The organism is Nostoc piscinale CENA21 (assembly GCF_001298445.1).
Taxonomy (GTDB): domain Bacteria; phylum Cyanobacteriota; class Cyanobacteriia; order Cyanobacteriales; family Nostocaceae; genus Nostoc_B; species Nostoc_B piscinale_A.
Map to the genome: position 1 here is coordinate 2,026,783 of NZ_CP012036.1, position 22,450 is coordinate 2,049,232.

The window sequence follows — 22,450 nt, forward strand, 5'->3', positions numbered from 1 at the left end:
TACAGAAATCTAGATATTTTTTGAATTTCATTACACAAAATAATTATTTTTCTGAGACTGTGGCATGTTCAGAAATTACAGCTTTATGTGCAATAACTGCACTTGGAGTTTGTGGTATTGAGTTAACTCCACCTATTCTCATAGCATGAGGCTTGGATGTATTGATAGTTGCAGGGGAGTTCAACAGTGTTCTATATAATTTCAAATTTTCGGTGGTAATTTGTTCCCAACTATAGTTGCGTTCTACATACTTTTGGGCATTATGAGCCATGATTGCTAATTCCTGGGGATGATTAATCGCCCAGTCTAAGCAACTAATACAAGAGTCTGGGTTTCCCGCCTGAAAGAGGATGCCACGTTGCTCACTTAACAACTGCTGATGGGGCGGAATATCACTTGCCATTACCGCAATACCTTCTCGCATTGCCTCTAGCATCGCTAAAGGTAATCCTTCTACATCAGAAGGTAAGACGAATAACCCTGCTCCCCGAACAATCTCTGCTAGACGTTCTCCGCGCAGTTCGCCGGCAAATATGACTTCTCGATGCTCGGCAATAGTATTTAATAATTTGGACACATAAGGCTTAGTATCGCTGATGCCACCAGCTAAAACCAGTTTCCATCCTGGTGGTTTGAGTTTACAGAAAGCTTCGATCAGTAAGTCAGGGCGCTTTTCTGGTACAAGTCTCCCCAAAAATAGAATATAGCGCCCCTGGATTAATTTGAGAGAAGTGCCATAAGAGAAATTAGGGTCTGATTCAGGATAGTTGGCAGCAGCGTTAGGAATGTAGACTGTCTGCCGACCGTAAGTTTGCCAAAAATAGGATTGTAAAGCTTTTGAAACTACTATTAGCCCGTGAGCATAGCGCACTGCTGTCTTTTCTCCTTTGAGAATCAGACGACTAGAAAAATGACCCCATTTAGCCCTTTGCCAGTCTAAACCTTGACAGGTAACAACAATTTTTGCCTTTTTGGCGGTCAGTCTTGGTAACCAAGTAAAAAGAGATGGGCCAAGGGCATGAAAATGAATGATATCGTACTGAGTTCCAGAAACAGCGATCGCTCCCAAAGCAGAGCTAATAAAAGCATCTATACCTCTAAAATCAAAACCAGGCAAAGAAATAACTTGAACACCCTGAAAGTCATAATTATCAAACCAACGACAATCAGTGTAGGAAGAGCGGGCGAATAAATCAACACTATGACCCTGCTGTACCATCCGAGGATACACTTCTGCACAGTAATGTTCAATGCCTCCCTGTCTGGGTGGTAGACCTTTGACACCAATAACAGCAATCTTCATGAATTTTTCCCAAAAATATTAGTTTTATCTATGAACTCACTGCTGAGAAAGTTCGCAATTCCCAGCGATTTAGCATTTCACTGTAGATATCCCTGATCACATTGCAAGCCGCATAGGGACGTGCAGTTTGCACACAAGAAACACTAGGATAATCTTCTGGATGTAATAGTACTTGGCGTATGCTGTTTGCTATGGATTCTGGAGTACGTTGAGAACACACTACTCCACTATCATCTGTCAATAATTTTGGGGTTTCACCAGTGCGAGTTGTAACTACTGGAGTCCCACTAGCAAGTGCTTCTAGAACCACCAAAGGTAACCCTTCGTAGATACTAGTAAGAACAAAGACATTGCAGATTTGATGCAACTGTGATACTTCTGTTTGGTTAACTGCTCCCAGCATTGTCACTCGTTCAGTTAAACCAAGACGACCAATTTCAGCACGAATTTTTGTTGCTAATTCTCCATCTCCAGCTATGAGTAGATGAGTATTAGATTCATTTAAAGCCGCGAATGCACGTACTAACAAAAGTGGATCTTTTTGTGGATGCAACCGACCAGCAAACAAAATAAAACATGTTTCTGGCACTAAACCCAATCTAACAGCCAGTTCCCTCCTTTTAGCTTCTCTTTCCTGATGGCTCAAAGGATAAAAAATTTCGCTGTCAAATGAATTCTTGATGTAAGAAATGCGATTACTTAGAGTAGGGTAACGTTGGCTATAAAATTTAGCAGAATCACTATTACATGATAAAATCTGGTTAAACTGACGAATTAACAAACTTTCCAAAGCAAAATATGCAGCCGGAAATCTACGCCATAGAATTGCTTTTTTGTCACCATTAGGTTGCATTTGTTGATGAATATCATTGTGAATAAATAAAGTTTTCTCTCCCTGCCAATTCAATGTAGCTAAAGTTGGTTCCAACCTATGAAAATGCATAAAGTCTGAAGCAAAGCAACGTCCTAAAAGTACATTCGTATACTTAACTGTGGTTGGGATTAGACTCCGAATATTATCATTTTCTAAAGTAAATAAAGGCAGAAAATTAATTTCTCTACCAGCAAATTCTGCTTTTTGCCACTTCAGATTTGGCTGACATCTATCATGTCCTGTTCCTACCAGCCGCAGATCAAATTCACTAGGTGCATACTTGATAAACAAGCTAACTAGCGTTTGAATGCCGCCAATAGTACTATACCAAGGATTGAACTGGTAAAAAATTGTTAAAATAGGTTTATACATTTAGTAAAAGTAGGAAAAGGATTTAGTTGCAAATAATGGATATTTAGTAGGAAAAGAATAATCTAATAGTTTTTCTGGATGCAGAAATTGAGTAATTTATTTGAAGGAGAATTCAAGAATCACATGCCACAATTCATACTTACATTCTATGCGAATGGTAGATGAATTAATCCTGAAATACTACACCAAATTAAAAATTCGGTGATTAACAAGAAAGCAAAAATTTGCGTGGGTAGCTTTGTCAAGCCACTTGCTAAAACGGAGAGAACCTCGGCAAGACAGTGGCTCGACTGGAGCAAACTCTTCCAGTCAATGGTTGATGTATTTCTCCAACTTATTGATTCTGAATTCTTCTGAGAGCTTGTCACATAACAACCTTGCTTTTTTAAGTTGAAAATGCTTTCTCAGTAAGTGTTGTGGATAGCAAATTGTAAAAGTTACTTTTTGACAGGCTCTTAACTCAGAGTGACGGAAGATGGCTAATTGAAGCACAACTCTGAAAAGTGAAGAATTTACTGTTAACAGATAATTGTAGTGGCAGTAGTCACGTAGTCACAATGACACTCAGTTAAGACTTGTTTTCGCTTTTGGCAACAATAGAAAAATCATACAGCAAGTTCTCTTCCCTGAATCTGTGCATTCTTTTAGCCCTAATTGCCTTTGCGAAGAATTTTCTTATCTGAATCGTATTGAGAATGTGATATTTAAAATACAAACATACAGGTATTATGTCTAGATCTTATGCAACACCAATTAATCTAATTTTAGGTGAATGGTATGCAGAAAAGGTGAAAAGGCATCACACTTCCAGCAGGGCGAACGCATCTAAATATAGTACATATACACTCAGAGACTGAATATAGTACATATACACTCAGAGACTGAGAAAGGTAGCGATCACTGATGATATGGAGATTGAGCAATAGACTTGTCCGGAAACTCCAAAGCCAGACTGTTCAAAGCTTTGGGGCAAAACTTTGATATTTGCGTAAAAACGTAATAATCAGGATTTGAGATAGTTACTGTTAGAGCTGATTCGTAAACAAAATATTAAGATGCCATACGCCTGATCATCAGACGAATCAATGAGCCATAAATCATTGCTTCACTTAACTCTGTGTACAACTCATAATCCTTACTCAAACGGCGAAATCGATTAAGCCACCCGAATGTCCGCTCCACAATCCATCGTTTTGGTAATCGCTCAAATGTTTTCGAGCGCCTTTGAATTACTTCAACACGAACCTGCTCACCGCAAAGGAGCTTAACTGCTTGAGCAAAGTTTTCACCTGAATAGCCTTGATCTACCCAAACAACTTCTAATTTAGACAATTTCTGAGCTGCCTCATGCAGTACAACTACAGCACCTAAACGTTCCGACGCATTGGCTTCAGTCACTAAAACACCAATCAACAACCCTTGAGAATCTACAACTATATGTCGCTTACGCCCTTTAACCTTCTTACCACCATCAAAGCCGTAGACCTCCCACGCCAGTTGCTTCAAGTCGGCGAAGCCGCCCAACGCACTGGCTCCTTTTTTTCTGTAGTCTTCACAGATTGGGAATCAGCTATCGCTACGGTAGAATGTTCATCTTTTCCTAAATCGTGTCTTAGCTGCTGGCGCACTTGGTCGTGAATTTTCTGCCAAATACCTTTGCGTTGCCATTTCTGAAAGTAACCATAAACCGTTGTGTAAGGAGGAAAGTCATGAGGTAGCATTTCCCACTGACACCCAGTACGCTGTACGTAGAAAATAGCATTCAAAATTTCTCGCAAATCTACTTCTACAGGATGCCCAAATCCCTTGGGTGTGGGTAGACAAGGCTTGAGAATCAACCATTCGGCATCGCTTAAATCACTTGGATAAGGTTTGCGGTGTGGATTCTCAATTTTCGGTAGACGGCTCATTCACAATCAAAGAACTATGCTCACTCGATTTAACCTATAACCTGAACAAAACCAAAATCAATTCTCTTTAGATTTTCTTTACGAATCAGCTCTAATAAGTAGTGAGTAATAAGTAAATTTCTGACTCATTACTCATTACTTTTTTCAATCAGTTGCTGTACCTCATAAACATCAACTCATTTCTAAAGCAAGGCTTTTGATATCACTATTCTTTCTTTTGCCTTTTGCCTTTCCTTATTTTACTAGTCCATACTTGGTTTCTCATCAAATTGCACCATCATTAATACAGCTGGTACATCACCTACTGTTCCAGACAGATGACCTTTATGGCCTTGTTCATCCTCTTCTGTTCCCTGATCTCCTCCAAAGGAAATATCACCAGCCCCCATCTCTACTCTCTGACCATCCATAGTTTCTACAAACCAGCGTCCTGATAGGGGAACAACCCATTGAGGCTTGGGATTTTCATGCCACTCTCCAACCCATCCAACTGGTAACACTGTATACGAGATAGTAGCGCCAGACTGTTTTAATTTAGACATCCATTGAGGAGAGGTATCTGGTGTGACGCCTTGCTGAACGAAGTCCTCGATTTGACGACGAGACTGGTGACTTACGCCGTTTTCATCAGTCCAAACATACCAATAATCAAGCGTCGGTTTTTGTGATTGGTTATTCTGCATAAAAGTTTTTCTCCATAACATTACCTTTGCCGATGGTGAACTTCAATCTAGATGATCTACTGGTCTAACTCTGAGCTAACCTAATGTAGAGGTTAATTTTTCGTTTTTTTCGTTGGCTTAGGTCGAGAAAACTGAGAAGGCGGCTTGAATTTCTCTATTGGTACGTCTTTAAGAGCCTTTTGCATAAAATCGCGCCAGATGGGAGTAACCATACCCCCACCTGTCGCACCCCGAACCAATTGTTGGTTATCATCTCTCCCTACCCAGATGGCAGTTGTTAATTGTGGTACGGAACCAATAAACCAAATATCTTTTTCTGAAGAAGTTGTCCCGGTTTTGCCAGCAACCGGTCTATCTAAAGCTGCACCTCTACCAGTTCCTTCTTTAACTGCTGTTTGCATCACATCTATAATTGCGGCTGAGGCCCAAGGGTCAAGAACTAGACGAGGTTTAGGGGTGTGATCAAGTAATACATTTCCACTACTGTCAGTGACACGAACAATCAGCGTTGGCGGCGATCGCCAGCCATAATTAGCGAAGGTGGCATAAGCACTAGCCATTTCTAGCGGTGTCACACCAATTGCACCTAGTGGTAAAGATGTCACAGGTTCCATCGGACTTGTAATTCCTAAAGTGCGACAAGTAGCGATGACTTTATTAATGCCTACAGCTTGACCCATCTTTACAGCAGGGACATTACGGGATAATGCTAAGGCTCTACGAATCGGGATTGCACCCTTAAAGCTATTATCATAGTTGCGTGGAGAATATAGACCGTCAATATCAGGATAGCTGACTGGTGTATCTAGCACCGTTGTATCTGGTGTAAACTTACCACTAGCAAAGGCAGTATAGTAAACAAATGGCTTAAAAGAAGAACCAGGCTGACGGAGAGCTTGAGTTGCCCGGTTAAATTCACTCTTTTTCGAGTCTACACCACCCACTAGTGCTTTGATAAACTGTGTGCGTGGGTCAATTGCTACTAAAGCCATTTGATTCTTATATAAACCTTGATTTTTAAGAGTTTTATGCCACTTTTGAATAGTTTCTTCTGCCATCTTTTGAAAGGCTGTATCTACTGTGGTTTGTACACGCATTCCACCTTTAATGACTGCATCACGCCCAAATTTTTTAATTATTTCCTGTGCCACAGTATCAGTGACATACGGATGGCTACTAACTTGAAATGATCTGATTTTACCAAGTTTAATTTTTTGATTGATGGCCTCATCATATTCTTGCTGGGTAATCCATTTTAAGTCCAGCATTCTTTGGAGGACTGATTTTTGTTTTTGCCTGGCTAAATTCATATTCACAAAAGGACTCAACTCTTCTGGAGCCTGAATTAAACCAGCCATCATTGCTGACTCACTCAAAGTCAAATTTGCTGCTGATTTGTCAAAGTAAGTTTTTGCTGCTGTTTCTGCACCATAGTTATTATGACCCCAGTAAACTTCATTGAGGTACATTTCTAAAATCCGATCTTTGCTGAGAGCTTGCTCTACACGAATTGCAAGTATCGCCTCTGCTACTTTGCGTGTAAAAGCACGCTTGTGAGATAAAAACAGATTTTTCACCAGCTGCATGGTGATTGTAGAACCTCCCTCTTTCACACTACCCGCCATCCAGTTGACTAACGCAGCACGTCCGATACCGCTCGGTTCAATACCGTGGTGGTGATAGAAAGAACTATCTTCACTGGCTAAGACTGCTCGTTTTAAATGTGGAGAGATTTCATCTAGTGATACAACTTTCCTGTTGGCTTCGCCGTGTATACCTACTAAGAATTTTCCTTGAATGTCATAAATATAAGTTGTTTGTGCTGGTGATAATTTTTGTAGTTGTCTGACATCCGGCAAGTTACGAAAACTAATACCTAAACCAAGCAGTCCTCCAACCACAACAGAACTTGCCAGCATAGTAATTGATAAGATGGTACCACCAGTAATTAATCCTACTTGTCTCCAAAACTCGAAACTAGGCGAAGGTTGAATTTCGGGTTGCTGCTGTTCAAACGTATTTGACGAAGACATAGCAATTACACTTACTCACTTATTAAAATGCCTACAATTTATTCCACGAAATTAGTTAGATAATTCTTGGCAACTGTAGTTTGACAATTAGGAAAGTGAATAAATTGCTTGCCAATATAATTAATCTAACTGTAGATAGATGGGGAAATGATACATTGAAAATGTCACTGGCGTAACCTAAATTCTTATCCTTATGTATTAATTGAAAAATCGCAAATTTAACTAAAGACTCAACAATTATTTGTTATTTTATACCAAAAATACCATTAAAAATCCGCATCAATAACTGTTAAATATTATCCTCTACATACAAAGTATATATATCTATTGTGATAATCTGGAAAATATAATCCTCTGATAAAAGATAGAGAGCGTAAAGCTAAAAGTTAGAAATGATAACTGCAATTCAATAAATAATTGACTGGTATATACTTATAAAGCGCAATTATCAAAGCTCAAATACCAGCAGTCATCAATGAAATAATCGCTAGATTGTAAAGCCATTGGGGCATATTGATATTTTTCTCCTTTTAAGAAATATTCGGTTATCTAAGTGTAAGAAATGTTAGAGCAAAAACATCTAGCCTAGGTGTGATAATCTGACAGCTAATAAATTGCAACTGTATAATTACGATCTTCCCATTTGTTGCTGTCAATCCAGAAAAATGTAAAGCTGATTCGTTGTTGATCAGAAACAGGAATGTCTACAAAATTTACTCCTAGCTTTGTGGAATTAGAAGGTGTATCTTGTGTAGTTTGCCAATTATTTTGTGTCCAGTGCAATTGAAAATTTGCTAAAGCTTGGATTCGCAATGTATGACCTTTTTTGATTTTGTTTACTTGTCGATTAAACTTCCAAATTTCTAATAATTTGCATTGCTTTCTTTCACCTAAATATCGATTCGCTACTGCTGGAATAAAATCAAACACTTGTTCGTCATGAGTTGACCGTAGCAGCTTGATATACTCGGCGTGCGCCCACATCAAAGGCATGGCTGAACCTGTTGGTTGTCCTAAAGACAGATGGACATCAGGTTTATCTGCTTCATCCCAAACTTGTTCCGGTAACAAACAAGTATCGGAAGCAAATCCTTCCATTGCTTTAATATAGGTTTTGACATCACCGCCAACAGCTAATTCATAATGTCCTCGTTCTCCAGTTAAAAGAGGCCAAGCCTGGCCTTTACCCCAACCTGTATAGGGACTACCATCTTCTTGCTGTCCGTAGCCGTCGTGATTGTAACGATGCCAACAAGGCCCAACGGGTGTATCTACTTTTAAAACTGCATCAATTACTTTGACAGAATCAACAATAATTGGGTCATGAGGTGAACGAATCCCATAACGTACCAATTGTAGAAAACCGCCATCGACAATTTCTTTGGCGGGAAATTCTGTTGGTTTTCCTGGTGGTTGACTACTAATGAAAAGAGTTCCTTGATTGGGATTTTCGTTGGGTTGAGGATTATTGATATCTATAGGATGAATGCGGATATAGTGTTGTTTGATGCCAGGAACGAGGGTTCCTTCGGTTGTGACTGTCCAGTCTTCTATATGAGATTCTAAAAAATCGGCGTACTCTTCGATAAATTTTGCTGTTGCTTCATCCCCGCGTTCACGGGCAAATTGAGCAGCACAAATTAAAGCTGCAATATTACAAGCAAGTGTAGAAGGTGAATAACCGCTACATTCTTCCCAGCGTTCTTGTTGGGTAATAGGGCCACGACGAATTAAATAACCCGCCGCCCGCAAAATCATGGGATAAATATCAAAGTTGAGTGGTACTTTTTCTTGGTGTAAGAGCCACGCTAGAAGAATGGGAAATGCGACTTCATCGAGTTGGATACCTGTCCAGTATGGTTCGCCATTAACCCAGAAGTTTTGAGCAAATCCACCGTCTTCCTGTTGACTGGTGGCGAGATAAATTAGCGATCGCACTGCTGTATCTGTTTCTCCAGCTGCCACTAAACCTGCTACACTGCTCACCATGTCCCGCGTCCAGACTAGGTGATATCCGCCTTGGTCTTGGTCATCTTTAGCTTCACCCCAAGGAATGGCCAGAGATGCAATTAAAGCACCAGGATAAGTTTTATCTTCATGTGCCAACAATAAACTAACGCTGTTGTGATACAACTTCCCATCGTCATAAGAAATATTTTCTAATGGTTTGATATCGTTGCGCGATCGCTTCCACTGTTCGTTATATTGCTGCTTCTGCTGTGGGAAAGGTAGATTCAACGATTGAAATAATGTGGAAATTGCATTGTGCAGTGTTGTACCAAATGCCAACCCTAAAGTAAACTCGTCACTCTGCTCTAAATTTAGTTTTCCCATCAGAGCTAAGTTACCATCCACAGCACTATCAAATTGCCAATCCATCTGGAAATTATCAGCTAAATCTGTCCAACCATCACTTTGACCCACATAGCCGCAGGAAAGGCACGTGAATGGAATTGTTGCACCTAGCGCCAGCCAAGTTCCTTTTTTTTTCTGCTACCAGAATCTGTTGTCCAGATACTTCTACTATGTACCCATTATTACCTTTACCGCCAACTTCCAGATGTGGCGCACACAAAGCGTATAAATCAAGTTGAGAAATCAACTCACGCTCTCCTTGAATTTTTGTGTGCTGTAATATACAGGATAAATGTGGGTCAGAAATGACTTCTTTGATAATGGTATAACGCCCTTGGGGATCGGCATTGGTGATGCGGTAACCTAAACCATGAGTCCACAGGTGTTCTACTTTTGATTGCAGATGGCGTTTTTTCTTCGTGAAAAAAGCTTTTGCCGTCAGAAATGAGATATTGCAAATCCCGAATTTGGGGTCTGTCTACTGTCGGATAGTAAACTTCAGTTACAATCCCATTCCAGACAGTAAACCACACGCGACTAGAGGTAGAGTAAGCTGTTCCGACTGCATCCTTATTAGCATGAGTCCATCGTGGCTCAATCCCTGGTGAGCCAAAAGCCTGTGCTTGACTAAGAATTTTCATGATTTAGCTTTGAGTAGCTTTTTGGTGATTTTTGGATTCTGTTGCTAATGTTTTCCAAGCGAATCGAGCCAATCCTGTGAGCAGATTCCAGTTATTGAGTTTGCTGCTGCGATTTACAGTTTGATGTAACTGTCGTGATACTTCTTGATTAATATCTGACTCGGTGATTCTGTGATCTTGAGAATCTTGCTGAGATTGATGTCCTAAATAAGCCCCCAGTGCGACTAAAGCCACACCAGCACCCAAGCCTAAAACCAGCCAATCTTGATTTTCTGTTGCCCAAAGTTGGGCGCTGTAGTTTTGTGCTTGGTCATCAAATCTACCATGAGCGCCGCGATCGCCTGGTAGAGGTTCCCACAAATTACTCAGACGATTCTCATTTTCTGGTTGCTCTGTCTGCTGGCTCTTGTATCCAGTTTTACCAAGATAATGGTCTAAAATTCCCGGTACGACTTTATTCCCTAAGATAGCCTCCACTGTGGAACTACCTACATAAAGTTCGCGGCGTTTGTGAGTTGCTGCCCAAACAATTGCCTCTGCTGCCACTTCTGGTTGGAAAATTGGCGGTACTGGCTGGGATTTATGGGTCATATTGTTCTTAATCCAGTCAAACTGCGGCGTATTCACGGCTGGCATTTGCACCATTGTGATGTGAACATTGCTACCGTCGTGATGCAGTTCGCAACGAATCGAGTCTGTGAAGCCGCGAATAGCAGCCTTGGCACCACAATAAGCTGATTGTAAGGGTATTGAGCGATAAGCCAAAGCAGAACCAACTTGGACAATCGTACCGCGCTCGCGTGGTTTCATCCGCCGCAAGGCTGCCATTGTGCCATGTACATACCCCAAATATGTCACTTCAGTGACGCGGCGAAATTCCTCTGGTGTGATCTCTAAAAATGGCGACAAAATTGATGTCATTGCATTATTCACCCAAATATCAATCGGGCCGAACTCCTTCTCTACCATCGCCGCCGCTATTTCTACTTGTGCAGGATCAGAAACATCTGTTGGCAAGACTAACGCTTTACCACCAGCCGCCTCAACTTCCTGTCGCGCTTTATTTAACCCATCAGAACTGCGAGCAATCAATCCAATATAAGCCCCACGTTTGGCAAATTCTCGGACTGTGGCTCTTCCAATACCGGCTGAGGCTCCGGTAATCACAACTACTTCAGGTTTTGATGTTTTCATAATCTACTTTCTTGGGAATCACAATTGTTTATAGTGTTTTCTGTTGATACCAAATTTCTGCAAGCTTGTACTAAATAATTACTTGTGTTGCGTAGAAGGTAATTTGACAGATTATTGAGAAGATTTACGAGTGGCTGATAAAGATTTAGCTTCAATAAAAATTTGTTTAATTTCAGGATGTTTTTTCCTTATTTTTGATTCTAAACTGTCTACAGTTGATGCTATTTCCTCACCTGTAAGATTTCGAGAGAATTGAATCTCTAAGTTAAGTAATACTTCCTGTGGAGCAAGCTGCATTGTAAGTATACGCAAAACTTCTTGGACTTTTGGCTCTGTTTTAGATAGAGAACGAATATTGGCAATAGTTTGAGGATTAGCACTTTCACCAACTAATAATCCTTTACTTTCTGTTGCTAGTAAAACTGCAACTACAGCTAAGATAATGCCAATAATAATTGAGGCAATACCATCAAAATAAACATTGTTAAACCAATGTCCTAAGAAAATGCCCAATAAAGCAACCAGTAAACCTAAAATTGCTGCTGAATCCTCAAATAATACTGTAAATACAGTAGGGTCTTTACTGGTTTTAATTGCTTGCCAAAAGCTTTGATTACCTTTGGTTGGCAGAAACTCTTTTAAAGCCACAGTCCAAGAATATCCCTCAAAGAATATTGCTACAACCAGCACAATATAATTCCACATTGGGTCTTCTAAAGGACTGGGGTTAATTAAATGAGTAATGCCTTCATAAATAGACATTCCACCACCAATGGCAAAAATAAAGATAGCAACAATGAAAGTCCAAAAGTAAAGCTCTTGTCCATAACCAAAGGGATGACTATCATCTGCTGGTTTTTGACTTCTATGAATTCCCAGCAGCAGTAATAATTGATCGGCAGTATCTACGAGTGAATGAATACCCTCAGATATCATCGCTGAACTATTGGTAATGAAAGCAGCGATAAATTTAGTAATAGCGATCGCTAAATTAGCACCCATCGCCGCAAAAATAGTTTTTTTCGATGAATCTGAAGCCATTGTTTACTGTTCCCCGTCAATTACTTGTAGTTCGCCATCAGTATGAGTAACTTCCCATTTGGTTTGTTCTCCCTCACGCCAAAAACGTAATGACACTTTCGCGTCTCCCACACTCAAATTGAGCAATTCCAAATCTGGCAAGCATTCTGGTAAACTTGGCTGTACCTTTAATTTCCGTTGGGGTGCATCGGCTTCGAGTCCTAGTATGCTGCGAATCAGTAAGAAAATAGAACCAGCCGCCCAAGCTTGGGGTATATTTGCATCTGGATAAGGGACGGGAAAGTTATCATCTCGGCGTTCAATTCCGCCAAACAATTCTGGCATTCGTCCAGCTTGGAAATAACTAGCAGCCGCAAAAATTCCTTCAGCGATGTGGTTAGCTTCTTTGTGGTAGCCGTATCGCTTTAACCCAGCCGCAATAATTGAGTTGTCGTGCGGCCAAACACTCCCGCGTTGATAACTAATGGGGTTATAGCCTTGATTTTGCGATGAAAGAGTTCGTATACCCCAACCACACCACATATCTGCGTGAAAAAGTCGCTCTGCAAGTTTTTTCGCTCTTTCTGGGGGTACAATACCAGACCAGAGCAATTGACCAGGATTAGAGGCGATAGATTTAATTTGTTGTTTGTGGTTATCTAAACCAAGGCAGTAAAAGCCTTCATCTTCCATCCAAAAGCGATCGTTAAAGCGTTGATATAGTTCTGCTGCTTTTTGACGTAGCTTGTTTGCTTGTTCCTGTTCTCCCCACACTTCATAAATTAAAGCGGCTTTTAGCCAAGCATCGTAAACGTAACCTTGCACCTCACACAAAGCAATTGGCGGTTCAGCTAATTTGCCATTGGGATAAACTATTGAGTCTCCTGAATCTTTCCAGCCTTGATTACGTAATCCATGACTAGAAAGAGTTAAATATTCAACGAACCCATCATCATCAAAATCGCCATATTTATCAATCCAATTTAGGGCTTTTGCTAATGGCGATCGACACTCATCAAGCATACTGAGGTCAGCGTTCCAGTTGTAAGTCTCAGCTAAGGTAACAATCCACAAAATAGTAGTATCTACAGTACCGTAATAGGGATTGTATGGCAGTTGATTGAGTTTGGTTAATTCGTCACGCCGTAATTCATGCAGCATTTTGCCGGGTTGAGCATCGTGCCAGTCATCTAACTGTTTTGCTTGTAACTGCGCCAGCCTTAACAGCGTACCACGGGCAAATTCGTGATAAACCGCCATTGTTTGTAAGCTGGTAATTACAGAGTCACGACCAAAAACAGCCATAAACCAAGGAATACCAGCCGCAGGCATCCAAAATTGATGACTATTATCATCTACCTCAATCCGCAACGCTCCCATATCAACAAGCGCCTGCTGATAAAATCCTCTAATCTCAGCATTGGAAGATTGCAACTGTGTCGCATTAGTGAGAAATTCATCTCTTACCTTGCTGGCATTTGTAGTATGAGATACAGCACAGGTTTGCTGAGGTACGAGGATATCTCCATTGGCTAAGGCTGTAAAGTTAATACAGGTGTGCCAAGTCTTACCGGGATGAATCACCACATAAAACATCAAACGACCGTTGGCGTATCTTACTCCAGAAGTAGAACAAACTGGCTCAGTGACGATGCCTCGGACAAAAGAGCCACTACAATATTTAGTAGTTAAGACATGATCTTTCCATATTGTTTCCGTATTACCCCGCGTGACGATGTTCTTGGCTCTTACCTCAAAAATATCTGCAAAGTCAGAGCGAATCGCCAACATAAGTTGAAATTCAACTGGTTCTGAGTGATAGTTGGTGATGTCAATATCTTCGTGCATTCCTCCGATAATGTCGCGTCGAATGGTTACGAGCAAACTACCAGCAGGAAAGTTGCCATTAACTGTGGGGATTTGCGGATTGGTAAATTGATAAAGGGCAGTATGATGATCAAGATTGCTAGAAGCTAACAGCACCAATTGGTAGCGGTTGAGAGAAATTTCGTAGTAAGAAATGAGACGTGTATCCCGCACAAAGAAACCTTGTGCTTGATTATCATCAATGGAACCATCATTAGCTGTCACCAGAAATGAGGAACCATCGTTAATTGTGATTAAACCAGGATTGACAGTAACTTGGGTGGGCATAAGAGGAAGAAGGCAAAAGGCAGAAGGCAGGAGGCAGGAGGCAGGAGGTAATTGGTGATTGGTAAACTGTATTTTTCTTCCTCAGTCCCCAATCCCTAGTCCTTTTTTAGCCATTATTCGTAAAACCTGGATATAAAGTCATACCTCCATCTACAAACAAAGTTGTACCGTTAACATAATCAGAGTCATCAGAAGCTAACCAAACTGCGGCTTTGGCAATATCTTCTACTTCACCGACTCGTTTTGCTGGAATCAGCTGCAACAACTTTGCTTCATCTTGTGGAGTATCCCAAGCTGATTTATTGATAGGAGTTTTAATTGCCCCTGGTGCAATGCTATTCACACGAATTTTATGGGGAGCTAGTTCTTGGGCAATACTTTGCATCATCATATCAATACCGCCTTTACTAGTCGCATAGTTAACATGACCAGCCCAAGGAATTACCTGATGGACTGAACTCATACAGATAATCTTACCTGCGGCAGATGAAATCTGCGGTTGCACTCCTCGACGTAAGAATTCTTTAGCAGCTTCTCTAGCGCACAAAAATTGTCCTGTTAAGTTGACTCCAATAACTGTATTCCATTGATCGAGAGTCATATCGACAAAAGGTGAGTCTTTTTGCAGACCTGCATTGTTTACTAAGATGTCAATAGTGCCAAAGTTCTGGAGTGTTTGCTGAAACATTGCCTTAACTTGGTCTTCTTTACTGACATCAGCTTGAATGGCAAATGCTTCACCATTGTTTGCTCTAATATCATCAACTATTTTTTCAGCTTCTTCAGCTTCGGAATGATAGTTAATAGCTACTGCTGCACCTGATAAAGCCAAATAACGAGCTATAGCTTCACCAATGCCAGAACTAGCACCGGTGACAATTGCTTTTTGACCTTTGAGCAGGTAAGGAGAATAGCTCATAATTTAATTTTTCCTTTTAAATATATAAGGCTGTAGCTAATGCTAAAAAATATGCTTTGTCTTCGTTTTTTTCTTAAGAATTATCTATACAATCAAAGTTAAACTTAGAGACAATTTATGAAGTAAATCTGAAATAGTCTACTACGATAATTTTATTTTTATCTGAATGATTCTGGCATTACTTTAAAATTTTGGAGCCAGAATTGCCTCCAGCTATTGGGGGAATTAAGAGTTATTTCTAAAGGTTGAGAAAAATTTCATGGGCTTTTCATAATTATCTGAAATTAGGACAGCTATATATGATATGCAAGATTTTTTTAATAAAAATCAATAAATTATTTTTTGATAAATCATTCTAACGATAGTATTCATGGTTCTATTTCGTAGGTAAGAGTTAAGAATACTTTTGTGGAGAACAATTTTAAAGTTGAAACACAATTATGAACTGTGTTTTTTTAGATTACAGCGTCCAGCGATCGCCAGGAGAAAGCGATGTTCTCTCTGCCTCTGAATAGCGAAAATCTCCCATATCCTGACCCCATCCACCCGATTGTTGTCCATTTCGTGATTGCAATGGTGCTTTTCTCATTCATTTGCGATGTGCTGGGTTATTTCACCCACAACATACGTTTGTTTGAGGTCGCTTTTTGGAATATGTTTGTGGCAGCGATCGCAATTTTTGTTGCCATAATTTTTGGACAGTTTGAAGCAGGTTTGGCGCAAGTATATCCAGCAGTTGAGTCTACACTCAATTTTCACACTGTTATGGGTTGGTCATTGGGGGCAATTGTGGCCATAATTACAGCTTGGCGGTTTGCCATCCGCGATCGCAATCCTCTAAAAGTACCGCCTGCTTACCTAGGTGCGGCAACATTTTTGATTTGTCTAGTGTTCTTGCAAGTATATCTAGGCAGCAAACTATTTTGGGTGTATGGTTTGCACGTTGAACCTGTCGTAGAAGCCATGAAGCACGGAGTTTCCCCATGAACTCGCCCCTCATTGACTCTTTAGGATTGCGTTTAGGTGCGAATGGACTACCCTACGAAATTCCCATACACCCAAACTTGGTACATCTGACATTAGGCTTATTTATTATTGCCATCTTTTTTGATATAGCAGGTTCTATTTTTCCTATAGAAAGACCCATCTTTAAATTTTTGGGGCTTCCCGCCATTCGTGCTGGCTTTTTTGATGTTGGTTGGTACAACCTTTTAGGCGCATCTATTATCACCTTTTTTACTGTTGGATTTGGTTTTTTTGAACTACTACTAGCAAACCCACCAATAAATCAAAAAAGTGATTGGGGATTAACTGCCTCTTGGACAATGCTTTTACATGGTTTGGGTGGTGTTGTGTTGTTGGGGATGATTGTGGCGATGACTGTCTGGCGAGGTTTGCAACGCTATCATTGGCGCAAAAATGACTCTAGACAAGTGCAATGGGGTTACTTGTTAGTAGGATTGGCAATGCTAGGTATTTTATATGTCCACGGAACTTTAGGAGGACAATTAGGATCGGAATTTGGGGTTCATGTTACTGCTGCGAAATTACTCCAAGCGGGTGCTAAATAAGCTGTTCAGCATATAAGAAAGCAGATTGAGAGCGAAAGGGGGCAGGGAGCAGAGCGCAAGGGAGAGATTTTCATTCTCTTTCCGTGAATATAGTAAAATTTAAACGAAAATTAACCTAAACAGGCAATTATGCTGATTTTATGTGGAGATTTTTAGAATATTTATTAATAGCTGGTTATATTGTAGTTTTGCTTGTTGTCAGTCATTGGATTGGGGATCAAGCTTATTCTTGGATGCCGGTTGAGGCTACAGCAGAAGCCCAAAAGGTAGATAGGTTATTTAGTTTTTTAACTGCGATTGGTGCATTTATTATTCTTGGCCTTCTAGGTATGATGGTGTACTCAGTACTGTTCTTTCGCGCCCCTAAAAATGACTACAGCGAAGGACACCCATCCAGAGGTGATTTAAGACTGGAATTTTTATGGACTGTGACTCCCACCTTGTTAGTGTTGTGGCTGGCTTTCCAAAGTTTCAATATTTATCAGCAATTAGATATTCTCGGTTTGCAGCAAATTGTACATTTGCATACACCTCTAGAAGAACCAGTCTATGCTGAACTAAGTGATGACCAACCTAAACCGGCGGCTGAAACTATTGATGTTTTTGTAAAACAGTGGGATTGGTCTTTTCGCTATCCCAACAATATTACTAGTAATGAATTACACTTACCTGTCAATCGTCGGACTCGCCTGAATCTACACGCTAAAGACGTACTCCACAGTTTTTATGTCCCAGAGTTTCGCTTACAGCAGTATATTGTCCCTGGAAGGGACATTGATATTGTCGTTACACCCACTCGTATGGGGGAATATCAGCTGAAAGATGCTTTATTCAGCGGGACATACTTTGCTTTGATGACAGCCAAGGTTCAGATTGAATCTTTTGAGCAATATAACCAATGGCTAACCACCGCAGAAAACCAAACAATAGCCTGGGAAAATCAGGCAGTTGCCGAGTATAAACAACCACCAAAAACATTATTTAAGAGTAACTGGTACACTGTCGTACCTGAGCAGCCGGCGATCGCAGAAAAAAGGAAAGTAAGGAATGACACATGAATCTAGCGAAAACATAATTATCAATCGAGAACCGTCCAACGAGTTGGAGAATAACTGGCGACAATACCTCAGTTTCAGCACCGACCATAAGGTAATCGGTGTTCAGTACATGGTGACGACTTTTATCTTCTTCTTGATTGGCGGACTGTTGGCGATGCTAATTCGTGCTGAACTGATTACGCCGCCATCAAATGTAGTTGACCGTCCCTTGTATAACGGTTTGTTTACCTTGCACGGGACAATTATGATTTTCCTGTGGATTATCCCCTTTAATGCAGGTATATCTAATTACCTAGTGCCGCTGATGGTGGGAGCGCGGGATATGGCGTTTCCGCTTCTCAACGCCATCTCATTTTGGATGATTCCCCCCAGTGGGATTTTATTAATATCTAGTTTCTTGTTACCCAATGGAACAGCGCAATCTGGGTGGTGGTCTTATCCCCCGATTAGTTTGCAAATTCCCCCTGGTCAGCCAATTAATGGTGAATTTATTTGGATTGTCAGTATAGTTCTCATCGGCATCTCTTCAATTATGGGGGCTGTTAACTTTGTCACCACTATCTTTTGGATGCGTGCGCCAGGGATGACATTTTTCCGAATGCCTGTGTTTGTTTGGTCTGTTCTTAGCGCCCAGTTGTTGCAGCTAGTTAATCTGCCTTCTCTCACAGGGGCATTAATCTTACTTTTATTTGACCTCAGTTTGGGGACGCAATTCTTTAAACCCTTAGAAAATGGCGACCCAATTATTTATCAGCATTTATTCTGGTTCTATTCTCACCCCGCAGTTTACATCATGGCGCTCCCAGCCTTTGGTATTTTTGCCGAGGTTCTACCAGCCTTTTCCCGTAACCCTTTATTTGGCTATCGCTCATTAGCTATTGCTTCTTTAGGCATTGCTATAGTCAGCATCTTTGTTTGGGTGCATCACATGTTCACTAGTGCTACTCCAAGTTGGATGCGAATGTTATTTATGGTGACATCAATGTTGGTGGCTGTGCCTACCGGTGTCAAGGCATTTGGCTGGACAGCTACGATTTGGAAAAGTAAGCTGCACCTAGAAACACCAATGCTGTTTGCGATGGGTGGTGCAGCCATGTTTCTACTTGGTGGTGTCACTGGGGTGATGTTGGCAGCCGTACCGTTTGATATTCACGTCCACAATACTTACTTTATAGTGGGACACTTCCACTACATTGTCTTTAACACCATTACAATGGCCATCTTTGCTGCCATTTACTTTTGGTTTCCCAAGATAACTGGACGGATGTACGCTGAAGGCTGGGGAAAAATACATTTTTGGTTAACTTTTATCGGTGCTAACTTGACTTTTTTCCCGATGTTACCACTGGGTTTACAGGGAATGGTACGGCGAATTTCTTCCTATGAACCACGCTATCAAGGATGGAATATTGTTGCTAGTCTAGGGGGATTTTTGTTGGGAGTATCTATACTGCCTTTTATTGCCAATATGGTAGGTTCTTGTCTATATGGACAAAGAGCAAGTAACAATCCCTGGTTGGCTACAGGACTGGAATGGCAAACAACTTCACCACCACCGCGAGATAATTTTGAAGAAATTCCAGTTGTCAAAAGACCACCTTATGATTATGGCGATCCCAAATATTCAGTGATTGAACCACCTGATTATCATCAGCAAGAAAATCATAGTAGGTAATAAGTTACAGGTTACAGGGTGAAGTTTTGTTATATGTCGATTTTGACTACTAAGTTTCTACTCAGCACTCAGCACTCATAACTTTGCTAAGTACTAACACAGAATTAATTACACACATTCTCTTGCTGTTCCCTGTTCCCTGTTCCCTACCTCCACGAATGAATTTAATTTTGTGCAACTACTTATAAAAATCAGCCTATGAATCGTGGTGTTATTCATGTAGATGAAAGTCCTGTTCCTTTAGAAAGGTGGCGGCGTTTTCTACCCAATTGGCTCAAGCGTTATTTGCCAGTTCGCGGTGGTCGTTCTGAAGACCATCACGGTAAAGCAATTTTTGGGTTTACTGTATTTCTATTATCTGAAAGTATAGTTTTTTTGAGCTTTATTTTTACATACGTTGGTCTACGATTAACACATTCACGAAATTGGCTACCGCCTGGTGTTTCGGGGCCAGAATTGTCTACTTTTGTCATTATTAATACGGTAGTTTTACTCTCCAGTAGCTTTGTAATTCAACCAGCAGAAAATTCTCTCAAGCATGATCACATTCAGAAATTTCGTTGGCTATGGTTGATAACAATTTGTATGGGCAGTTATTTCTTAATCGGTCAAGGCATTGAGTGGAGCAAACTGGATTTTGGGTTAAGTACAGGACTAGTTGGTTCTACGTTTTATGTTTTAACAGGATTTCACGGTCTACACGTTCTGACTGGTGTGATTCTTCAAATCACTATGCTGGTTCGTTCTTTTATTCCAGGTAACTACGAAAAAGGTCACTTTGGCGTGAGTGCTGCTACTTTGTTTTGGCACTTTGTTGATATTATTTGGGTTTTTCTGTTCTCGCTTCTCTATCTTTGGCAAGCGTAAAACTTTAATTATGATTGAAGGCAATATCATTTATGAATACTTTTAGTCATACTCATACAGTCCAAGGACAAAAAATTAGAGCCATTGGCTTAACGGTCGTAAATTGCGATCGCTCTTTAAATTTTTACACGCAAGCCCTGGGTTTTGAACTTGTTTCTGATATCACTGTTGCACAAAAGGATTACAGCGATTTAGAAGGTGTGATTGATGCAGAAATTCGGATTGTAACTTTATGTTTAGGTGATGAAATCATTGAGTTGATGGAATATCGTAACATTGACTCTCGACCGATTCCTAGTGATTCTCGCAGCAATGATTTATGGTTTCAACATCTAGCGATTGTGGTGAGTGATATGGATAGGGCTTATGCTCATCTCAGTTCATTTCCGATTCAACCCATATCATCTGCACCGCAAACAATACCAGCCGATAATCAAGCCTCTGGTGGTGTTCGCGCTTTCAAGTTTAAAGACCCTGACGGACATGATTTAGAGTTAATTTGGTTTCCGTCTGATAAGGGACAAGATAAATGGCATCAAAATACGAATCGCTTGTTTTTGGGAATTGATCATAGTGCGATCGCAATTTCCCATACCGAACAAAGTCTACACTTTTACCGCGACCTTTTGGGAATGCAAGTTGATAGCCACAGCCTCAACTGGCGTGCAACTCAAGCGCGGATGGATAATTTACCAGGAGCCGAAGTCCAAATTACCGCACTCCGACCAACTCAAGGCGGTGTAGGAATTGAACTGCTAGATTATATTTTGCCGGGTAAAGGTCGTCCCATCCCAAGTGACTGGAAAAGTTGCGATGTTGCAAACGTGCAGATTCAGCTTGTTGTGAATGATCTTGAGTCGTTAGTCGATAAGTTACGGCGTAATCAAGTGCAATTTCTATCACCACAAATCATAGAGTTTAGGGATAGTTTATTGCCTTATAGACAAGGTTGCTTAGTTAAAGATCCTGATGGACACGCAATATTACTAATTACAGAATGAAGTGAACAAAATTAGCCTTGTCTCTCTTTTTAAGATGGTACGTAATGCCTTTTAGCTTGTCCATCTGACCAATTGTTGCTCCAAAACTTGTACAGAACCGATCGCTATTTGGATTAAAGGCCAGCCTACTAAACAGATAAAAGCTGCTCGTTGAGTAGTAATATCTAAACCTTGGCGTACTGCAACAATGATTGCCAACAAACTCCACACAGCTAAAATTAGCTCAATTGGTCGTCCGAGTAAGGGAATAAGAGTTAAAAAATTCAGTACTTGCGGTGCGTAGGCAAAGCCAGTGGGAATCAATAAGTCATTGTAGGTAGGATCGATTGCTTTGAGCCACTGCCCAATTTTCCATATTGTGAATGTCCAAAAATAGTATCCTGCAACAATAGCGATCGCATCAATCAAAAGACCCGTTAACAATACAAAAACAGTAGCTCGATTTATTAATAAAATTACGCCACTACCTATGGCATGAGAAACAGCCGCCAAAATTACAATACTCAGAGCTAATATCCGGTTACGCTTTGTATTACGAGCATTTTCATAAAAGTTGCTATCCAAAGCTAAAGCATACCGAAGTGTACTACACAAACTTGGCCTTGATTTTTTATTGCTGCTCATTTTTTCTAACTAATGAAAGATGACAAATTCCAAAAAGCATAATTTCATAAAAAGTAAGCAATTAAAAACAAAAGCTTAAAACTCAAGATTATTTTATTCCTGAACTAAGTAAATAAACACAATTAAATACAAAATGTTAAATTGTGAATCTTGACAGGCTGGTTATTATTTTCTGCCTTTAGCTTGAAAGTAGGAA

19 protein-coding genes and 1 pseudogene are annotated in these 22,450 nt (G+C 40.4%); 6 read left to right on the forward strand and 14 right to left on the reverse strand.

The features are described 5' to 3' along the window. Positions 1-43: 43 nt before the first annotated feature. The 13 genes and pseudogenes from ACX27_RS08815 to ACX27_RS34855 all read right to left on the reverse strand — a co-directional run bounded on the left by ACX27_RS08815 (position 44) and on the right by ACX27_RS34855 (position 16,047). The gene (locus ACX27_RS08815) at positions 44-1,303 is read right to left on the reverse strand and encodes a glycosyltransferase family 4 protein (RefSeq protein WP_083468701.1); all 1,260 of its coding nucleotides are present in this window, start codon (positions 1,301-1,303) and stop codon (positions 44-46) included. Positions 1,304-1,331: 28 nt separating this feature from the next. Next, positions 1,332-2,549, reverse strand: coding sequence for a glycosyltransferase family 4 protein (locus tag ACX27_RS08820; RefSeq protein WP_062291038.1), 1,218 nt, complete (start codon positions 2,547-2,549; stop codon positions 1,332-1,334). A 1,050-nt stretch (positions 2,550-3,599) separates the two neighbouring features. Next, positions 3,600-4,459 (reverse strand): annotated as a pseudogene (locus ACX27_RS30775) (IS5 family transposase). 242 nt (positions 4,460-4,701) lie between these two features. Beyond that, entirely contained in the window at positions 4,702-5,142 is a 441-nt protein-coding gene (locus ACX27_RS08835) for a cupin domain-containing protein (RefSeq protein WP_062298239.1), read from the reverse strand. Between the two features lie 92 nt (positions 5,143-5,234). Then, positions 5,235-7,175 (reverse strand): transglycosylase domain-containing protein, encoded by a 1,941-nt coding sequence (locus tag ACX27_RS08840; protein ID WP_062291045.1) that lies wholly within the window; start codon positions 7,173-7,175, stop codon positions 5,235-5,237. 606 nt (positions 7,176-7,781) lie between these two features. After that, on the reverse strand, positions 7,782-9,599 hold the full coding sequence (locus ACX27_RS08845) for a glycoside hydrolase family 15 protein (protein WP_418006816.1): 1,818 nt from the start codon (positions 9,597-9,599) through the stop codon (positions 7,782-7,784). After that, positions 9,586-9,933 (reverse strand): hypothetical protein, encoded by a 348-nt coding sequence (locus ACX27_RS33560; protein ID WP_335337828.1) that lies wholly within the window; start codon positions 9,931-9,933, stop codon positions 9,586-9,588. The genes ACX27_RS08845 and ACX27_RS33560 overlap by 14 nt, the downstream gene beginning before the upstream one ends. Further along, a complete protein-coding gene (locus tag ACX27_RS33565; RefSeq protein WP_235526563.1) occupies positions 9,830-10,171 on the reverse strand; it encodes a hypothetical protein in 342 nt (113 codons plus the stop codon). Before ACX27_RS33565 ends, ACX27_RS33560 begins: the two co-directional genes overlap by 104 nt. 3 nt (positions 10,172-10,174) lie before the next feature. Further along, positions 10,175-11,365, reverse strand: a complete 1,191-nt coding sequence (locus ACX27_RS08850) for an SDR family oxidoreductase (RefSeq protein WP_062291048.1) — start codon at positions 11,363-11,365, stop codon at positions 10,175-10,177. 111 nt (positions 11,366-11,476) lie between these two features. Next, a complete protein-coding gene (locus ACX27_RS08855; RefSeq protein ID WP_062291050.1) occupies positions 11,477-12,406 on the reverse strand; it encodes a cation diffusion facilitator family transporter in 930 nt (309 codons plus the stop codon). A 3-nt stretch (positions 12,407-12,409) separates the two neighbouring features. Next, entirely contained in the window at positions 12,410-14,539 is a 2,130-nt protein-coding gene (locus tag ACX27_RS08860; RefSeq protein ID WP_062291053.1) for an amylo-alpha-1,6-glucosidase, read from the reverse strand. A 106-nt stretch (positions 14,540-14,645) separates the two neighbouring features. After that, entirely contained in the window at positions 14,646-15,458 is an 813-nt protein-coding gene (locus ACX27_RS08865) for an SDR family oxidoreductase (protein WP_062291054.1), read from the reverse strand. Positions 15,459-15,918: 460 nt separating this feature from the next. Beyond that, positions 15,919-16,047 (reverse strand): hypothetical protein, encoded by a 129-nt coding sequence (locus ACX27_RS34855; RefSeq protein ID WP_256364413.1) that lies wholly within the window; start codon positions 16,045-16,047, stop codon positions 15,919-15,921. Here ACX27_RS34855 and ACX27_RS08870 point away from each other — a divergent pair. The 6 genes from ACX27_RS08870 to ACX27_RS08895 all read left to right on the forward strand — a co-directional run bounded on the left by ACX27_RS08870 (position 16,008) and on the right by ACX27_RS08895 (position 21,630). Then, positions 16,008-16,445: a DUF2231 domain-containing protein gene (locus ACX27_RS08870; protein ID WP_235526658.1), complete on the forward strand. Its 438-nt coding sequence runs from the start codon at positions 16,008-16,010 to the stop codon at positions 16,443-16,445. The two genes, ACX27_RS34855 and ACX27_RS08870, sit on opposite strands and share 40 nt — an antisense overlap. Then, the gene (locus tag ACX27_RS08875) at positions 16,442-17,029 is read left to right on the forward strand and encodes a DUF2231 domain-containing protein (protein ID WP_062291060.1); all 588 of its coding nucleotides are present in this window, start codon (positions 16,442-16,444) and stop codon (positions 17,027-17,029) included. The genes ACX27_RS08870 and ACX27_RS08875 overlap by 4 nt, the downstream gene beginning before the upstream one ends. Before the next feature lie 140 nt (positions 17,030-17,169). Continuing rightward, positions 17,170-18,087: a cytochrome c oxidase subunit II gene (locus tag ACX27_RS08880; protein WP_062291062.1), complete on the forward strand. Its 918-nt coding sequence runs from the start codon at positions 17,170-17,172 to the stop codon at positions 18,085-18,087. Further along, positions 18,077-19,762: a cytochrome c oxidase subunit I gene (locus ACX27_RS08885; RefSeq protein ID WP_062291065.1), complete on the forward strand. Its 1,686-nt coding sequence runs from the start codon at positions 18,077-18,079 to the stop codon at positions 19,760-19,762. Before ACX27_RS08880 ends, ACX27_RS08885 begins: the two co-directional genes overlap by 11 nt. 198 nt (positions 19,763-19,960) lie before the next feature. Further along, positions 19,961-20,629: a cytochrome c oxidase subunit 3 gene (locus tag ACX27_RS08890; protein WP_062291068.1), complete on the forward strand. Its 669-nt coding sequence runs from the start codon at positions 19,961-19,963 to the stop codon at positions 20,627-20,629. Between the two features lie 32 nt (positions 20,630-20,661). After that, complete coding sequence (locus tag ACX27_RS08895; RefSeq protein ID WP_062291071.1) at positions 20,662-21,630, forward strand: VOC family protein; 969 nt, start codon at positions 20,662-20,664, stop codon at positions 21,628-21,630. A 51-nt stretch (positions 21,631-21,681) separates the two neighbouring features. Here the strand turns inward: ACX27_RS08895 and ACX27_RS08900 are convergent, their stop codons facing one another. After that, complete coding sequence (locus tag ACX27_RS08900) at positions 21,682-22,254, reverse strand: Yip1 family protein (protein ID WP_062291074.1); 573 nt, start codon at positions 22,252-22,254, stop codon at positions 21,682-21,684. Positions 22,255-22,450: the final 196 nt, after the last annotated feature.

What these genes read in the sequence shown, in the direction of transcription:
- ACX27_RS08815 (WP_083468701.1), bottom strand. Translation starts at nt 1,303, where the DNA reads ATGAAGATTGCTGTTATTGGTGTCAAAGGTCTACCACCCAGACAGGGA.
- ACX27_RS08820 (WP_062291038.1), bottom strand. Translation starts at nt 2,549, where the DNA reads ATGTATAAACCTATTTTAACAATTTTTTACCAGTTCAATCCTTGGTAT.
- ACX27_RS08895 (WP_062291071.1), top strand. Translation starts at nt 20,662, where the DNA reads ATGAATACTTTTAGTCATACTCATACAGTCCAAGGACAAAAAATTAGA.
- ACX27_RS08885 (WP_062291065.1), top strand. Translation starts at nt 18,077, where the DNA reads ATGACACATGAATCTAGCGAAAACATAATTATCAATCGAGAACCGTCC.
- ACX27_RS34855 (WP_256364413.1), bottom strand. Translation starts at nt 16,047, where the DNA reads ATGAGAAAAGCACCATTGCAATCACGAAATGGACAACAATCGGGTGGA.
- ACX27_RS33565 (WP_235526563.1), bottom strand. Translation starts at nt 10,171, where the DNA reads ATGAAAATTCTTAGTCAAGCACAGGCTTTTGGCTCACCAGGGATTGAG.
- ACX27_RS08900 (WP_062291074.1), bottom strand. Translation starts at nt 22,254, where the DNA reads ATGAGCAGCAATAAAAAATCAAGGCCAAGTTTGTGTAGTACACTTCGG.
- ACX27_RS08855 (WP_062291050.1), bottom strand. Translation starts at nt 12,406, where the DNA reads ATGGCTTCAGATTCATCGAAAAAAACTATTTTTGCGGCGATGGGTGCT.
- ACX27_RS08890 (WP_062291068.1), top strand. Translation starts at nt 19,961, where the DNA reads ATGAATCGTGGTGTTATTCATGTAGATGAAAGTCCTGTTCCTTTAGAA.
- ACX27_RS08860 (WP_062291053.1), bottom strand. Translation starts at nt 14,539, where the DNA reads ATGCCCACCCAAGTTACTGTCAATCCTGGTTTAATCACAATTAACGAT.
- ACX27_RS08835 (WP_062298239.1), bottom strand. Translation starts at nt 5,142, where the DNA reads ATGCAGAATAACCAATCACAAAAACCGACGCTTGATTATTGGTATGTT.
- ACX27_RS08850 (WP_062291048.1), bottom strand. Translation starts at nt 11,365, where the DNA reads ATGAAAACATCAAAACCTGAAGTAGTTGTGATTACCGGAGCCTCAGCC.
- ACX27_RS08840 (WP_062291045.1), bottom strand. Translation starts at nt 7,175, where the DNA reads ATGTCTTCGTCAAATACGTTTGAACAGCAGCAACCCGAAATTCAACCT.
- ACX27_RS08865 (WP_062291054.1), bottom strand. Translation starts at nt 15,458, where the DNA reads ATGAGCTATTCTCCTTACCTGCTCAAAGGTCAAAAAGCAATTGTCACC.
- ACX27_RS08880 (WP_062291062.1), top strand. Translation starts at nt 17,170, where the DNA reads ATGTGGAGATTTTTAGAATATTTATTAATAGCTGGTTATATTGTAGTT.
- ACX27_RS08875 (WP_062291060.1), top strand. Translation starts at nt 16,442, where the DNA reads ATGAACTCGCCCCTCATTGACTCTTTAGGATTGCGTTTAGGTGCGAAT.